The 16,069-nt window shown below is 46.0% G+C and carries 12 protein-coding genes; 8 read left to right on the top strand and 4 right to left on the bottom strand.

Annotation, left to right across the window (positions count from 1 at the left end):
- Positions 1-30: 30 nt before the first annotated feature.
- Entirely contained in the window at positions 31-3,189 is a 3,159-nt protein-coding gene (locus tag U0033_RS24510) for an AsmA family protein (RefSeq protein ID WP_072365424.1), read from the top strand.
- 67 nt (positions 3,190-3,256) lie between these two features.
- Positions 3,257-3,829 (top strand): hypothetical protein, encoded by a 573-nt coding sequence (locus U0033_RS24505; protein ID WP_072365422.1) that lies wholly within the window; start codon positions 3,257-3,259, stop codon positions 3,827-3,829.
- A gap of 31 nt (positions 3,830-3,860) precedes the next feature.
- Here the strand turns inward: U0033_RS24505 and U0033_RS24500 are convergent, their stop codons facing one another.
- Positions 3,861-4,364: a hypothetical protein gene (locus U0033_RS24500; RefSeq protein WP_072365420.1), complete on the bottom strand. Its 504-nt coding sequence runs from the start codon at positions 4,362-4,364 to the stop codon at positions 3,861-3,863.
- Between the two features lie 148 nt (positions 4,365-4,512).
- Here U0033_RS24500 and U0033_RS24495 point away from each other — a divergent pair, with 148 nt between their 5' ends.
- Positions 4,513-4,857 (top strand): hypothetical protein, encoded by a 345-nt coding sequence (locus tag U0033_RS24495; RefSeq protein ID WP_072365418.1) that lies wholly within the window; start codon positions 4,513-4,515, stop codon positions 4,855-4,857.
- A gap of 115 nt (positions 4,858-4,972) precedes the next feature.
- Here the strand turns inward: U0033_RS24495 and U0033_RS24490 are convergent, their stop codons facing one another.
- Positions 4,973-5,653: a sterol desaturase family protein gene (locus U0033_RS24490; protein WP_218164114.1), complete on the bottom strand. Its 681-nt coding sequence runs from the start codon at positions 5,651-5,653 to the stop codon at positions 4,973-4,975.
- A gap of 292 nt (positions 5,654-5,945) precedes the next feature.
- On the opposite strand from U0033_RS24490, the gene U0033_RS24485 reads away from it, so the two are divergent.
- A complete protein-coding gene (locus tag U0033_RS24485) occupies positions 5,946-6,500 on the top strand; it encodes a hypothetical protein (protein WP_143150939.1) in 555 nt (184 codons plus the stop codon).
- A gap of 35 nt (positions 6,501-6,535) precedes the next feature.
- Here U0033_RS24485 and U0033_RS24480 read toward each other — a convergent pair whose 3' ends face one another.
- A complete protein-coding gene (locus tag U0033_RS24480) occupies positions 6,536-6,973 on the bottom strand; it encodes an Hsp20/alpha crystallin family protein (RefSeq protein WP_072365412.1) in 438 nt (145 codons plus the stop codon).
- A 245-nt stretch (positions 6,974-7,218) separates the two neighbouring features.
- Here U0033_RS24480 and U0033_RS24475 point away from each other — a divergent pair, with 245 nt between their 5' ends.
- The 4 genes from U0033_RS24475 to U0033_RS24460 are packed head-to-tail and all read left to right on the top strand — an operon-like array spanning position 7,219 to position 13,589.
- On the top strand, positions 7,219-7,413 hold the full coding sequence (locus U0033_RS24475) for a hypothetical protein (RefSeq protein WP_072365410.1): 195 nt from the start codon (positions 7,219-7,221) through the stop codon (positions 7,411-7,413).
- A 35-nt stretch (positions 7,414-7,448) separates the two neighbouring features.
- The gene (locus U0033_RS24470) at positions 7,449-8,867 is read left to right on the top strand and encodes a hypothetical protein (protein ID WP_072365408.1); all 1,419 of its coding nucleotides are present in this window, start codon (positions 7,449-7,451) and stop codon (positions 8,865-8,867) included.
- Positions 8,860-10,986: a hypothetical protein gene (locus U0033_RS24465; RefSeq protein ID WP_072365406.1), complete on the top strand. Its 2,127-nt coding sequence runs from the start codon at positions 8,860-8,862 to the stop codon at positions 10,984-10,986. The genes U0033_RS24470 and U0033_RS24465 overlap by 8 nt, the downstream gene beginning before the upstream one ends.
- A gap of 17 nt (positions 10,987-11,003) precedes the next feature.
- Positions 11,004-13,589, top strand: a complete 2,586-nt coding sequence (locus U0033_RS24460; RefSeq protein ID WP_072365404.1) for a hypothetical protein — start codon at positions 11,004-11,006, stop codon at positions 13,587-13,589.
- A 54-nt stretch (positions 13,590-13,643) separates the two neighbouring features.
- On the opposite strand, the gene U0033_RS24455 is transcribed toward U0033_RS24460, so the two are convergent.
- Entirely contained in the window at positions 13,644-16,043 is a 2,400-nt protein-coding gene (locus tag U0033_RS24455; protein WP_072365402.1) for a PAS domain-containing protein, read from the bottom strand.
- Positions 16,044-16,069 lie beyond the last annotated feature (26 nt).

The following is a 16,069-nucleotide window of genomic DNA, read 5'->3' as shown; positions in this document are numbered from 1 at the left end:
CCCAGGTTTAAAAAAATACCGGGCGCTTATATGAGCTTCGTCCAATTCAAAAGAACAGCATTAAGAACACTGAAGATTGCTTCCATCACTATTGTATCAATTTTATTACTGTTATTTCTCCTCCCCGTCCTCTTTCCTACCACTATTTCCAATAAGATCAAGACGTGGACCAATAACACTATCACAGGTGATCTCAACTTCTCAAAAGCAAGGCTCTCTTTCTTCAATCACTTTCCATCCCTTACCTTAACACTCTATGATTTCAGTCTGAAAGGAGCCGCCCCTTTCCAGCAGGATACGCTCATCGCTGCTAACGAGGTCGCCCTCGGTGTCAACCTGGCCAGCGTGTTTTCCAGTGCCGTCAAAATCGATGAGATCTACCTTACCAAAGGAAATATCCATATCATGGTAGATTCCGCAGGCCATCCCAACTATAACGTATATCAATCCGCCCCCGCCACCAACCCGGCTAAAACTGACAGTGGCAGCGCGTCTCTGAAAATAGCGAGGATCCAGCTGGAACATTGTAACATCATCTACAACGACCAATCCCTCCCCCTCTACGTCAAAGCCCAGGATGTGGATTACCTGGGTAAAGGTGATCTCAGCAAGGCACAGTTTGACCTCTATTCTCACTTGCAGGCCTCCTCTTTCGACCTTTCCTATGGCAATACCCCCTACATCCAGAACAAAAAACTGGACGGAGAACTCATTACTAAGGTTAATACCAACTCACTGGACCTGGTGTTCGAAAAGAACGATCTGAAAATAAATGAACTCCCGGTCCAATTCAAAGGAAAATTCGGTTTCCTGAAAAATGGCTATACCATGGATTTCAAACTCCGCTCAAAAGAATCCAGCCTGGCAGCGATTTTCACTGCATTACCACATGAATATACCACCTGGCTGGATCATACACATATCGAAGGAGCTGCGGATGTAAACGCCTCCCTGATTGGTGAATACATTGCGGAAACGAACACCATGCCCGACCTGACTTTTAATGTGCAGATCAGGAACGGTATGATCGCCAATACCAAAGCACCTGCCCCGGTCAAAAACCTGTTCCTCAATTTTCAGTCACAGCTTCGGCATTTGAATACCGATAGCCTGACCGTCAATATCGACTCCATTTTCTTTAATATAGACAAGGATTATTTTAGTGCAATCATGAAACTAAAAGGTCTAACCACTCCGGAGCTACATGTAAAACTCAATACCGATATAGACCTTGAAAAATGGAGCAAAGCCGTGGGCCTTCAATCTTTCGAAATGAAAGGCCGCTTCCAGGCACACCTGCTGGCAGATGGTAAGTATGCGAAATCGGTCATCTACCGCGGCTTGCGGAAACAGGCCGATACTGTCATTAGCAGCATTCCCACATTCAGTCTGCAGGCATCTTTCCATAATGGCATGTTGAAATATGGTTCCCTGCCAAAGGCGGTGGACAACATCAATTTTAACATCCAGGCTTCCTGCCCTGATAGTAATTATGCACATGCCTTGTTTGCAATCAAAAACATCAATGCAAATGTGCTGAATAACTACATCAAAGGTTATTTCAATTTGAGCAATGGCGCCAGTCCCCTGGTAGATGCCAGCCTGGAAGGAATCCTTCACCTGGAAGATGTTAAGCAATTCTACCCCCTGGATAGTACATCCCTGGCTGGTGACCTGCATTTCAACATTGTGACGAAAGGCAGCTATCTACCTGTTAAGCGCTTATTCCCTGTTACTACAGCTACACTCATCATGAATAACGGCATTGTGCATACAAAGTATTATCCCAGTCCGCTGGAGAAGATCAATATCGATGCTTCCATTACCAATACCACTGGCACTTTCAAATCACTGGCCGTGAATCTCAAACCGGTGTCGTTTGAATTCGAAGGACAAGCTTTTGTGTTGAAAGCAGATCTGAATAATTTCGATAACCTGCGTTATGATATCAACTCTAATGGGAGTATAGATTTAGGAAAAATATACAAAGTATTTGCGCAACAAGGTTATGATGTAAAAGGGCTGATTAAGACCAACCTGTCACTGCGCGGTACCCAAAGCGATGCGATGGCGGGGCGTTATAATAAGCTGTACAATAAAGGCACACTGATAGTAAAAGATATCACCCTTTCATCAGAACTGTTCCCTTTGCCATTTTATATTTCTAATGGTGTGTTCCGTTTTGATCAGGATAAAATGTGGTTCGATCAGTTCAATGCGCATTATGGTAAGTCAGCTATCAGACTGGATGGGTATTTGAGTAATGTGATTGGTTATGCTATGCAAAAGGACCAGGTATTACACGGCAATTTTGATCTGAAAAGCGATTATATACTTGTAGATGAGCTGATGGTATATGGGGGCAACACCTCCCCCGAGGCAAGCGCTAATACTTCCGCATCCTCCTCCCATTCCGGCGTAGTTATGGTACCTGCAAATCTGTCACTGACCCTGAATGCCAACGCAACGCGTATCCTTTTCAACGGCATCAACATCAACGATTTTCACGGCCAGCTGGTAATTGACAGCAACTACCTTCAGCTAAATAAAACCGGATTTACCCTGATCGGCGCGCCAGTAGAAATGGATGCAAGGTATACCAGCCTCAGTCCGAAGAAGGCTAGCTTTGATTACAGGATCAGCGCACAGGAATTTGATATACAGCGGGCTTATAAAGAGATAAAGATCTTCCATGACATGGCTACCTCCGCAGGCAGCGCAAGTGGCATCGTGGGCCTGGAATACCATTTAAGCGGCAGACTGGATGAAAATATGAACCCGGTTTATCCCTCACTGAAAGGAGAAGGTGTGTTGTCTGTGAAGAAAGTAAAGATGAAAGGCTTCCGCTTGTTCAATGCTGTCAGCAGCGCAACAGGTAAGGAAGATGTAAGAGATCCGGACCTTTCTAAGATCAATATCAAATCAAAGATCAATAATAATATCATTACTGTCGAGCGCACAAAGATGCGCGTAGCCGGCTTCCGCCCTAGATTTGAAGGACAGGTGAGTTTTGATGGCAGGCTGAACCTCAAAGGCAGGTTGGGATTGCCCCCATTTGGCATCCTGGGAATTCCGTTTAGTGTCACGGGTACACAAAGTAACCCTAAAGTGAAACTTAAAAGAGGAAGCGAGCAGGATAAACTGGAAGAAACAGAAGATGCGGATGACGGGGAAGGGGAAAAAAAATGATCAGGAATACTATAAAAAGGGAACATCGTCAGGTGTTCTTTTTTTATTTTGTGCGAAATTTAACCCTATGGAAACTGATACCTGGATAATAGAATATCGCTCGCCCAATCTTGAGGCGCCCTTATTTTTAATCTGGTATACAGACACTGATAATAACAGGACAGATAAATTCTTAACGTATAAAACAGGAGAGATCTTTTCTGCTAGTTCTTTAGCTGCTATCAAAGCCGGTATAGCTACGAATTTCGAAGACCTGAAGGAATATGATAACCTGATTCCATGGCTGAATGAGCAGGATGACTCCGAGACTACGCTTTATGACATGGAATTTGCCTATCAGGGTATACTGGCAGAGGATTTCAGTATTCCTGTTGTCGAAGGCATTGCAAAGTTCGTAAACCTTTTTGGCGATTATGTGCATCAGGACGAAGCCAATATTCAGCTACGGCGATTTATGGAGGACCGGTATGTGAAAGAGGTATGGGAATATTACTATGATGTGATCTTCTGGCCGCGGTTTACAGAAGGAAATAGGTTTGATTTGTGGGATGAGCTGCCAGCTCTTGAAATTGATACGATTAAGCTGGTGGAGGGTATTGAGTTACTGATGAAGACCTTTGAAGATAATATCAGGCTATAAAGAAGGGCAGCATCTCAGCTGCCCTTTTCATTTATAACTTCGCGATAGCGCTAATCGAAATCCCATTAAAACAATCGTCCTGACACCCCTTATTAACATACCCCGCCGATGATATCATCCCATCATTCTTCGCCTCAAAATACACATCCGCATCATCCCGCTTTTTCAACCACTCCTTCCTCGCTATCTCATACACATCATCCAGGTTCCGCAATGCCGCCCCTTCAGTATGTGATCCCAGGGTAGCAGCATCCTCTATCCATTCCTTATCAACTTTTACAACATTATTAACCAACATTTTGCTGATATAAGCACGCCCAACCACCTTGCCATCCTTAATAGTCAACGTAGTCGCACTACTATACCCCGTCCAGCTACTGGTAGCTACCACATACTTATAGTTATTGCCCGTAGATGCCTTAAATGCAATATAGATTTCCTTGCTTTTAAACAGCTCACTGGTATATTCTGCCTTCTTACATGCCCCTAACAGGGATAATATTAACAACAGGATAAGCGGGTAAACATTTTTCATTAATATAGGTTTAGAGATAAAACGGAATATAAACCACAGAAGTTACACCACATCCAAATCTTACCCATCATGGCCATGCACAAGTACCTGCACGGCAACATCATGATAATAAAGTTCTTTATTAAGATTTTCTCATATTTTTGTCGCTATGAAAAATGTACCATACATCTTGCTCTATATCCTCCTCCTCGCTTTATGGAGCATCCTGTTCTATAATTTTTTCGTACCGGAAAAAGGTGGTTTCGCGATGCTGTTATTATTGGGGGCAGCTGTTTTTTTCAGTGGGATCTGGGCCGTGCTGGCCTCTCTTTCTCACAAGTGGATTGGATGGAAAGGATATGGTATGTTATTACTTCCCCCGGTTATTCTGATCGTATTTATCTTAGGTGTAGATCAAACTACTTTTAAATACGCGCTGGGCCTTACTGCCATCAGCGAACTTGTCTCTTTAGTGAAGATCTTCTTTTACAGAAGAAAGTTGCTCCGCAATTGATTTAATGCGAAGCTAAAAGCGTTTCTAAGCCTTTTTGCCACGACGTACAGGAAGAAGCCAGGAGAAAAAAGATTGAAGTGCCGGGGCTGGAGACGGTTGCCAGCCTTTTATAAGATCATCTATATGTATTAAACAATCTATCCCAAACACTGGTATAAAAACCAAAATTATGCTGAATATCCCGGTGATGATCATGATGAAACGTAGATGTTCCTAAATACTTAACAAGCGGCCATTGCCGCACCTTAGCAGGTAATGGCTCCACCCCCAGATGCCCCGCCAGTCCAAAGATCACATTCACTACCAGGTAAATAATGATCGCATAAATATTAAACCCATACACCACCAGCAACAACAACCACAAACTTCCAAACCCCATCGTCTCTACCGGATGCAATACAAACAGATCTATAGGCTTCGGATCCACCGCCTCATGATGTAACTGATGCACCACCTTATATAAAAACGTTTTGTGAATAACGATATGAAAAACATACATCAGCAAATCCATCGCCACAAACAATAAAACAAAATCAACCAACACCCGCCACGATCCCTCCATACTAACCTTTATCCCGCCTTGCTTCCACAACCAAAACCCTCCATAAGTCACCACCGTATTCAGGATATTGGTAATCGCACAAATCCCCCACTCCCTTGCCGTATATCCTCCTTTATAAAAGTACCGGCCTAATAACAACACCCCACAGGTGATCATCGCATTTTCCACAAGGAAAATGAGCCACACAAGTCCAACCGGCAGGTGCAACAAATATTGTAGTAAGTTATACATCATTTTCATTCACCAATCCTCGTCTCCACAAGCAGGATTTATATCAAGGTACTGACTTTTATCGAGCTATATCTTTCATTATCAAAGCAAAATCCTTATCCACCAGGCAAAACAATACCTGCCCTTAAATCCTGTCTGACAACCCAGGATACAAATCCTTCATTTACCTGCCGATCCGCCTATTCGCCAAAAGCACATATGATCAGGTTGTATGCTGATTGCAAAGGCAGGGAACCATATCAAATGAGATTGCCTGGCACATACTATTCAAATATAAAATTTCTAAATTTACTTCATGAAAAGACACATCCTGTACCTTTGCCTGATATTGTCAGCCCATTCCGCGATGGCAACTATGGCCTCCCATAACACTACTGATACCACCAGCTCCTGGATCGACCAAATCCGTACCCTCAGAGATGCAATCTATCACAGGGATAAAGAAACCACCAAAACCTTCTTTAGCTTCCCTTTCAACAGTGCCGAATTCTGGTACATCGTCGACGTACCTCACCTTGCCGAAAAGGAAGCTCCCGTCACCGAGAAATCCTTCGATCTCTACTTCGACAAGATCTTCGATAAAGCATTCATCACCTCTTTCCTGAAAATAAAAACAAAAGACCTCTACGAAAAAGGCTCCTCCAAAACTGCCGAATTCACCGACGACCAGGCTGCATTCTACAGCATGGAAGCCACCTTCGACAAAGAGGAACAAACCGTCACCCTCCAGCTCAGCGGCTATAACAAAAAAGTCGATCCCGAAATTGGCGGTGGCGAATACGCCATCTTCTATGTATTCAAACTAAAATCAGGCAAACTAAAATTCGATAAAATCACCATGGCAGGATAAAAAAGGCTGACCTCACGGTCAGCCTTTTTTACTTCTTAAACTATCTCAATCATTCTTGGCCCCTGTTTCTTCGCCTCCTCTTTTTTAGGAATTGTCAGGTGCAACAACCCATTCTCATACCTCGCATTAATCTTTTCCGCATCTACCACATCTTTGGGCAACTGAAAACTCCGCTTGAATGACTGATAACTAAACTCCCTACGCGTATAATTCTCTTCTTTCTTTTCTTCACGCTGCTGCTTTTCTGAAGAAATAGTCAGCATAGTACCATCCAGCGTAATATTAAAATCTTTCTTATCCATTCCTGGCGCCGCCACCTCAACTTCAAATTCGCCGGCAGACTCCCTAATATTCACGGAAGGAACTGTGGTATTACTTGCTGAAAAATTGTTATTACCCCAGTTAATTAATTCCCTGCTGAAAAAATCATCAAATACTGAAGGGAATGTGTGATTTCTTTTAATGATAGACATAGTCAAACTCGTTTTAAAAGTTAAACAATACTATAATTTCAACACCTCTATACCTTCAAAGCCAATGCCAGCCCACGCAAACTGAATTTTTTACAGAGAAACTGACATTTTTATCAATGAAATGTGAAATTATTTCAGTTCCAGCCCCAAGGTTGTTATTAAAATCAAACTTCCTTACTTTTGAGCCCGTTAATGTTCGTAAGCAATTTTACCGTTGCCTCTTTTTTCACAAAAACGGATCATCCATGCCATTACCCATATTCATATCCTTACTTGAAAGCAGCCGCCTGGAACAGCAACAAATCAGCATTTACATTACCCACGCCACCCTGCAGGGTATCGTGAGCAATCTACACCCGGATGCCGTAGAACTAAGGACAAACGATGGCAAAAGATGTGTGGTCGCCTTAGACAAAATCGAGGCCATCATCACATTATAATCAGCAATCCAGCATATCTTTTAATTGAAAACATTATGGACAAAACCCAACAATCCCTACCGGGACTGATCAGACAGGTACTGGGTAGCCTACACGCAGAAACAGTGATCAAAGCACAGATCCTGCAACTGGCCAAAAACCACCTGCACGAACCGGAAGTCATTACCGCCCTGCTACAGGTATTACCCGATGTAAAAGACAAGAAACTACGGGATGAGGTCATGTTCTTCCTATCCTCCCTGAACACCTCCCGCTTTCCGGAGCCACGCATCCTCTTCGATGCCCTCCTCCAGTTCTTCAAACAGGAAAAGGAAAGAGATACCCGCGTTGCCCTCCTGTTCCGGCTACAGGAAAGTATTCACCAGGACCAGCAGCTGGTCGATTTCTTCATCGAACTCTCTGCCACACCTAACCTGAGTGAGCCCGAAATGATAGCCATCCAGGATACCCTGGCCAACCTGCCCCTCATCTCTGAAGATATGGCCGTTGCCGCCCTGGAGAAACATCGCAACTCCCCTGCCCTGCTGCAATCGCAAGCCCTCACCTTAGCCGAGAAATGCTCCCGCTGGGGCGATAAACTCTTCGCTGCCGCACAACCTTACCTCGATATTAAAAACGATCCGGACATCCGCCTTCGCGTGATGCGCCGCCTCGCTGACAATAAACAAATGAGCGATGCACAGCTCATTACCCTGGCTACAACACTCCCGGATACCGGAACCAACGGTATCCGCTACGACCTGCTGGAACTCATCAAACCCGCTATGCGTATTCCGGAAATCAGGCTGGCCCTGGCAAACGCCTTCGCCACCAACCCTTCCGTATATGACGATGGAGAATTTGACGCCATCACCGATATGCTGGCACCTTACATGGGCAGAGATCCCCATATCAGCAATATCATGCTGGAAAGCATTAAAGACCTGCCCATACCAGCACACAGAAGAAAAGTACTCTCCCTCGTAACCACCCGCCTGAAAACTGAACAGGTCCTCGATCCACTCTTAGCCCTCTTTACACGGGAAAGAGACGAAAGCATCCGCGAAGTTCTGTTCCACCAGGTCAAAGCCCTCTCCGTAGCCCGTCATCCGCAACTGGTAGACGTATTCGCTGCCGAGCTCACAGAACCCGGTTCTCCGTTCAGGGTAACCTGTGCCGGCCTGCTGGCCAATGTAGCAGAGATCTACCCACAAGTGATCCCTGCCCTCGAAGATGTACTGCGCTACGATACCGACAGAGAACTGCTCCGCCTCTGTCTCGATGGCTACCTGCGCCCCGGCGTTCCCCATCAATTCGATGTACTGCTCGCCGTAGTACGCAATGAATTAATCGATACACTATCCAGGCAAAAAGCCCTCGATGCTATTGTTAAACTGGATCTGGATGCCTCTCAGCAACAAGCACTCGCTGATGCCCTTTCCGGTATTAAACCCAACGTATTAAAATATGAGTAAGATCACTGATGAGATCAGGGAAAGAAGGGCAGCACACAGCGCCCAGACCCTGATGATGCTGGACATCGTGCCACTCTCCGATACCGATACAAAGTATTCACTGCTCTCTGCCGCTACCCGCTATCTCCACGACCCCGCCATTGCAGAAAAATGGTTGTCGCTGATAGCTACCGAAACAGATACCACGCTGAAAGCAGACATGATCCGCCAACTGGCCGGCACTGGCCTTCGCCAGCTAAACAATACCACGGAGCTGATTAACATTATGATCGCCTCCCTGGCACAGGATGAGTCGCGAGACCTGATCCTCCCTATCTTAGGGCGCTTGTCTGTCACCGATCAAACAGCCAGGCAACACCTGATCCAATTCTATAAACAACAGGAGAATGCCGGTACCAGCCGCCTCATCCTCTCCTGGTTATTAATACCCCTTGATGCCAGCCCCGAAGACATTGCTTTCTACAAAGAGATCATGCACCAGGCAGACGAAACAGATAAACTGGTAATTGTAAACAGGCTCCTGCTACAGGATACCTTAGAGCTGGCCACTATTGCAACATTGTTAAAACCAGAAGAACCCATTGCCATCAAGGAAATGGTACTACGTTGCTGTTTTGATCGCTCTCTCGTGCCCGTAGAAGCCCTGTCTACGCTGTTAAAAACAGACACCACACCTTTTATACGCACCTGGTGTATCCAGTTACTGGCCGTACATGGTATCGACAGCACCGAACTGACGAACACTATCCTGCATGCTTATACGCAGGATCCTGACCAGGATGTAAAGCAGGCTGCTTTAAGAGTATTTGAATACAGCCTGCAACTCACACCTGCTATCATTGAGCACCTGTGTACACAACTCGCTGCTGCTCAAAACCTACAACTGTTATATCTCTTAGCGCCTTACACTGCTAAAAATGAAACACTGGTACACGCACTGCTGGAACTGTCCACACAAAATATCCGGGCCGATCTGGCAGTGGCCATTTACAACATTCTAGGAAAGCTCATCGCACAGCGCCCTGCACTCTTCGAACGATTTGTACAGGCCTATGAACAAGAACAGAAAGACGAATGCCGTACGGCTATCTTACAGGCAATTACCAGCTTCACACCAAATGATGATAGCCTGAACAGCTTTTACAGCAAGGCTTTACAGGCCCCCTCTCCAGCTATCAAAGAAGCCGGGATCAAAGGTATCCTGCTCATTCCGCTGACCAAAGCAAATACCGAAGTCGTGGAAGCCGCAGCCCCGGTGCTCCTGCATACACAGTTAAACAGGGAACTCCGTCGCCTGCTGGCCAGGAAAATCAGTACCATCCCACAACTTAATCCTGCTACCGTACAGGTGTTCAGTCAACTGGCCGATCACGAACAGGACCCGGTCATAAAGGAGATCTGCACCAGGGTACAGGAAACCGCCATCTCGCAGGCTGGCAGCTCCAGCATCAACTGGGAACAATGGTTGCACAAGGCAGATGTAGCGCATAACTTTGCCGGTATCTTCCCTCACATCTGGATGTATTATGGTGAAAACCCGGAAATGGCGAATCGCATTCTCTGGGCAGCCCTCACACCTGGCAACAGCAGCAGCCTTTACCAGGAAGGGGTAAGCGATATCGAAATTCTCCGCTTCCTGTCTATGAACAAGGGCATGGACGATAACCTGAGCAGGTACGCCCTTACACAGCTATTGACCACTGACCTTGGCAATGAATCCAAATTCAATCACTACCTGCTGGCGCTGAAAGGCAACCCGGGCTTCCCTGACCAGAAAGATGGTCTCTGGCAACTCCTGGAAAAAAGAGGCCGATACATCAACCTCATTTTGCTGGACGAAGTATTGCAACCAACAGCTGCCGAATTCAGGCAGCAAATTGAAAAACAATCCACCGCTGCCGGTATGCTCCCTTACATCAGTTACCTGGATAAAAACTGTAGCTGGGAGCCTGTCCCGGAACTCCTGCAGGCTATCATGGCAAAACCATTTATACCACAGGATAATGACGCCATGAGAGCAATGAAAGATGCCTGCCGCAACGCGTGTTTGGATGCAGACACCCTGCTGCGTAACATACGCCCCGCTACCAGTGACGATGGACCCGGATTTGCTGATTAACCTAAACTAATTTGAAGATGTCAGAAGCACTTGCTTTATTCGATATATTAATTTCTGCTGAACGATCAGAACATGAAAGACTGGATGCACTCAATAGCCTGCAACCCTTCCTGGAAACGGATGAAGCAGTTGATAAACTGGCGGCTGCTGCCAGGGAAGAAAATACCCTTTCTGTGCGGGCACGCATGCTGGATTTGTTAGTGAACATCCCCATTACCCGCCTAAGCAAGCGGGAAGCATTGATCGATACCCTGAGCTGGTTTGCCTGCCTGGAACCTGAAAGGCCGCTGCGCCTCCTTGCTATAGCAACCCTCAGCCAGCTCGCGGCTCACCTGGATAGTGTACAGGAAATACTCGCCGATACACTGGTGAACGACCTCGATCCCCTCATTCAGCAATATTGTATCGATGGCTTACTGCGCAGCGTGAATAAATCTGCTGATACCATCACTAAGGTCAGTGAGTTTATTGCCTTGTCTCCCGCCAGTACCAAAGCCGCTTTATTGGAATTAATCAAACAATTCCCAACAGATACGGCTGCTACCCTGGCATTACAGTTCCTTTCCCCGCTGGAAGACAATACCACCAGGGAAAACGCCATTGCATTCCTGGCAAGCCTGCCAGCTCCTTCGGCTACAGTGATTGAAAATCTCTCTGCCAGATTCATGTCAGAAACAGACCCGTATGTAAGAGCCGCTATCATAAAACTACTCGCGAATCTCCGTGAGATTGACACCACCTTATTCAGTGGTATCTTCTCTGCTTTGCAGAAAGCACCTGATCAACCAGAACTGCTGGCTATGATCAGAGACAGGCTGATCGCACACCCGGAGTTGCAAACAGCACTCACAGCTTTGTTTGCACAAACACCTTCTGCCGGTTTGAAAATACGCGTGCTCTCTTTATTAGCGCATAGCGACATTCCCGAATTACTGACCACTGCACTCCAGGATAAGAATCCTTATGTAAGAGAGGCTGCCATTCCATACCTGGAGAAGAAATTCGTTCAGCACCAGGAGCAGCTGGAACCCGCACTGGCAGCTGCCATTAAACAGGAACCATTACTAGCCCTACGTAGTGCACTCATCAACGTGATCCTCAATAGCGGTCGTAAATCGGCCACAACTTTAACACTCATCACTACACTCGCAGTTGCTGAAACGGATCATTACCTGAAAACGCAGCTGATCAATGCCGCGCTCGAAGTACCAGTAAGCCCTGAAAATAAAGACACTTTATTGCAGCTATTCAGAGAAGTACTGGAAAACAACTGGTATCCTGAGCAGACCCGCACCGCAGTGATAGAACGTCTCAGAACCTTTTCCTACAGCGATTCTCCTGATCTGAAACGCAGCCTGGGATTATTACTGGAGCAGTCTAAAGATATCCGCGAACTGGCAGCTACCTACTCACTGCTAAAAACATTGGAAGTAGATTTCAGTGAATTAGCCCCCGCCATCATCACTTCATTGTACAGGCATATTGCCTACTACCCGCAGTCTCCGCTGGATGAATGGGTACAGATGCTGGGCAAACTGGCCGCTACTGATGCTACAGTCAGAGCACAGCTTCCACATATCGTATCACTCACGAAAGCTAACTGGCTGCTGAGTGACACGGACAAAGCCGACCAGACAGGCGCTTTCCTCCCTGCTTTCAGGCAGACCATGATGAAGAAGAATGGGATGCAGACCTTTATGGAAGCAGAAAGAATGCTCCAGGATGCATGGCAGAACAGGACTATTAAGAAGGCAGAAGTTATAGAATTATACAAGCTCTTATTAAGCATGCCTAAACCGGGTGGCATACTCCACCAGTTATTACAGGTTATGCAAACGGGTAAACTGGTAACACCGGAACTGGTGCAGATCAGCCTTGACTACCTGCAGCAAGCTTCTGACAAGGATGCACAATATATGGTGCGTAAATACCTGGAAGGAACCGGGTTCATAGATCCTGAATACAGGGCACAGCTTGATCGCTTATTCACAGCAGAGAACTATGCAAAGCATATTGAGTTCAGTATGCCTACACTTCACTCAAAGAGACGATACGCCACCTTGAATGACTGGGAATACCAGGCTTGGGCAGCATTATACAGCCAATGGCCTATTGCTGAATTAGTCTTTGCCCTTGAACCAGGCGATCTGATCAACCAGGTATTCAGTGATCTTTCTGACACGCTGAAACCAGCAGCAACATTGCCTTACCTCGTATTAGAACACCTGTTCAGACAATCAGGCGGTAAATGGGCAAAAGCTACCTACGGCAATGCAGAACAGTTAGCATCCTTCCTTACACTCCTACACAATAACATTAGGCAATTACCTGAAAGAAATGCACTGAGAGACAGGATGGTCTATGTATTCTGGAAAAAATGGAATGACTATGCAAGACAGGCCACTCCTACACAGGAACTGGCCGAAGCAGCCGCACAGGTATACATTGAAGTATGTAAAGTGGTACAACGCCTGGAATCAGGTTTTGCAGGAAAACAATTTCCACTTGTATTAAATAAGATGGATAAAGAAACCGTAGAACGGCAATGGCCCTGGAGCCAGGAAATATGGGAACTATTTGAAGCTAAATTACCCAAACAATAAAAAAAGAACGCTTTTGCCGCATCCTGGCAAAAGCGTTCTTTTTTATAAAAGATCTTAAGCAACCGGGAATAACAAAGTAAACACCGCGCCCGCCTCAGGTACCCCTTCCGCGATTATTACCCCCTTATGATTATCCATTATCTTCTTACAGATCGCCAGACCAATACCCGTTCCTTCAAACTGGTTTCGCACATGTAAACGCTGAAACACCTGGAAGATCCGCTCACTGAACTGTGGATCAAACCCAATCCCATTATCAGCTATCGTGATCTTATGATAAGGTAATCCACCTACAAGGGTATACACATTATCCTCCATCTTCACTTTAATAACAGGTTTTACACCCTTCCTGGAAAACTTCAATGCATTGTTCAGCAAATTCATAAACAATTGTTCCATCTGGAAAGGTATAGCAGACAACACTGGTAATAAATCATATGCTATCACCGCTTCCTGCTTATCTATCTGATCACTCAACTGATCTTTTACCCGCATCAGTACCTGCGTCAGATCTACATATTCAAACAACTGCTCCCCATTATTACTCGTTCTTGAAAATGATAAGAGGTCTTCTATCAGCTGCCGCATCCGCTGTGCCGCGGCCTGCATACGGGCAAAATAATCCTTCCCCTTATCCGAAATGTTATGATACTCCGTATCCAGCAACCGGCTCGCAAATGTCTGGATCTTTCTCAAAGGCTCCTGCAAGTCATGACTCGCCACATAGGCAAACTGCGCCAGCTCCTCATTTGAATTTCTCAAATCATCATTAGACTTTTGTAATTCCTTCGTTCTTTCCAGTACTTCAGCCTCCAGTTTATCTATAGACATTTTGCCTTCATGAATATCTGTCGTCGAACCTACCCACATTTTCACATTCCCTTCCGCATCTTTTTGCGGCACAGTGCGTGTTAGGTGCCAGCGATAAGTACCATCCGCCTTCCGCATTCTATGCTCTATCTGGTACTCTATCCCTTTTGCAACAGCCTCCTGCCATACAGGCAAGTTACGCATCAGGTCTTCCGGATGTATAACATTGAACCACCCTATTCCATTCAGCTCATCCAGGGTCATGCCGGTAAACTCAAAATATCGCTTGCTGGCATAATTCAGCCTGCCATCAGCATCTGTCGTCCAGATCATCTGTGGCAGGGTATCGCCCAGTACCCTGAATTTTTCTTCTGACAGGCGCATTGCCATCTCATGTTCTTTACGCTCCGTTACGTCCGATACAGTGGCCATGATGCCATATACGTTCTTCTCCAGGTCAAAGAGAGGCGTATATTCAAAGTCGAGGTAGAACCGCTTCATACCATCCGGCCCATCTACATAAGCCATCGCCTCCTTCTCCTGGTGCGCTATGCCATGATCATATACCCATAGCAGTAGCTCCGGGAACTTCTGTCCAGCCAGTTCAGGAAATACATCCAGTAGTTTACGCCCGCTTACTTCTGCAGCGGATCGTCTCCACATTTTCTGCAGCATGGTATTGTTCGCCATATCGATCACCATATCCCTGCTTTTGAAAATAGCCATGGCAATAGGCGACTGCATCACCAGGTTACGAAACTGGTTCTCACTTTCCACCAGGGCATGCCTGGCAGTTACCGCCGCTGTAACATCTGTGGCCGCAACCATCACACCATCTATTTCTCCATTACTGTTTTTCAGTGGCTGATACACGAAGTTGAAATACACCATCTCTGGTACCCCATGCCGGTAAAGGATCACCGGAAACTCGTTGCCATAATGGGGCGTAGCAGTATCCCATACATTGTCGAGCAGGGGTTTTACAGAATCTCTTACTTCCGGCAATACCTCGTAGAGTGACCTGCCTGCCACAGCTTCTGCCGGGCGGGTGATCAGTTCCAGGTACATGGTATTTGCCATCTCAATCACCATATCCCTACCGCGAAAAATAGCAATACCTACCGGTGCCTGTTCCACGCTTTCACGGAAACGGCTTTCATTCGATACAGCTTCTTTCTGCGTTTCAACCCTGATCTGTTCATCCAGGTTTTCCACAGATTGGCGTAGCGCCTGTAAAATTTCTAAATGTTGTTCTATGCTTTCCACGACAGGATCGTCGTTATTTTCTGTTGATAAGATTTGCGTTTCGATACCAGCCAGTAAGCCTACCAGTTCATCCGCAATTTTTTCCATTTCTGTCAGTCCTTCTCTTGCCGCTGTTTCATCACCCGCTTTATACAAACTAATTAACTTCCCTGCACAGTTATGAATAGCTGTATGCGCCCGCTCCAACTGTTGCATTTCCGGTATATGACGGTAGCGCTGTAATGCGTGGTCGTGCATCCATTTCCCCAATGCACATTCATGTTCAGATAAAAGAGGAATAGTGTCTACTGCTGCGCCGTAGAGAACCGATCGTAACTGCGTTTTAAAATGCAGATGCATCGTTCTCGCCTGTTCAAAATCAAGCCTGGTCAAATTCATTGTCGTCGCCGATTGTAAGCGTTGTT

The organism is Chitinophaga sancti, assembly GCF_034424315.1.
Lineage (GTDB): Bacteria > Bacteroidota > Bacteroidia > Chitinophagales > Chitinophagaceae > Chitinophaga > Chitinophaga sancti.
The sequence above is the reverse complement of the archived record's forward strand: the minus strand, read 5'-3'. Positions and strand labels throughout refer to the sequence as shown.

Excerpts from the sequence above, each read along its gene's own strand:
- U0033_RS24510 (WP_072365424.1), top strand. The coding sequence starts at position 31 with ATGAGCTTCGTCCAATTCAAAAGAACAGCATTAAGAACACTGAAGATT.
- U0033_RS24455 (WP_072365402.1), bottom strand. The coding sequence starts at position 16,043 with ATGAATTTGACCAGGCTTGATTTTGAACAGGCGAGAACGATGCATCTG.
- U0033_RS24485 (WP_143150939.1), top strand. The coding sequence starts at position 5,946 with ATGAAAAGACACATCCTGTACCTTTGCCTGATATTGTCAGCCCATTCC.
- U0033_RS24465 (WP_072365406.1), top strand. The coding sequence starts at position 8,860 with ATGAGTAAGATCACTGATGAGATCAGGGAAAGAAGGGCAGCACACAGC.
- U0033_RS24495 (WP_072365418.1), top strand. The coding sequence starts at position 4,513 with ATGAAAAATGTACCATACATCTTGCTCTATATCCTCCTCCTCGCTTTA.
- U0033_RS24460 (WP_072365404.1), top strand. The coding sequence starts at position 11,004 with ATGTCAGAAGCACTTGCTTTATTCGATATATTAATTTCTGCTGAACGA.
- U0033_RS24500 (WP_072365420.1), bottom strand. The coding sequence starts at position 4,364 with ATGAAAAATGTTTACCCGCTTATCCTGTTGTTAATATTATCCCTGTTA.
- U0033_RS24480 (WP_072365412.1), bottom strand. The coding sequence starts at position 6,973 with ATGTCTATCATTAAAAGAAATCACACATTCCCTTCAGTATTTGATGAT.
- U0033_RS24470 (WP_072365408.1), top strand. The coding sequence starts at position 7,449 with ATGGACAAAACCCAACAATCCCTACCGGGACTGATCAGACAGGTACTG.
- U0033_RS24475 (WP_072365410.1), top strand. The coding sequence starts at position 7,219 with ATGCCATTACCCATATTCATATCCTTACTTGAAAGCAGCCGCCTGGAA.
- U0033_RS24490 (WP_218164114.1), bottom strand. The coding sequence starts at position 5,653 with ATGATGTATAACTTACTACAATATTTGTTGCACCTGCCGGTTGGACTT.
- U0033_RS24505 (WP_072365422.1), top strand. The coding sequence starts at position 3,257 with ATGGAAACTGATACCTGGATAATAGAATATCGCTCGCCCAATCTTGAG.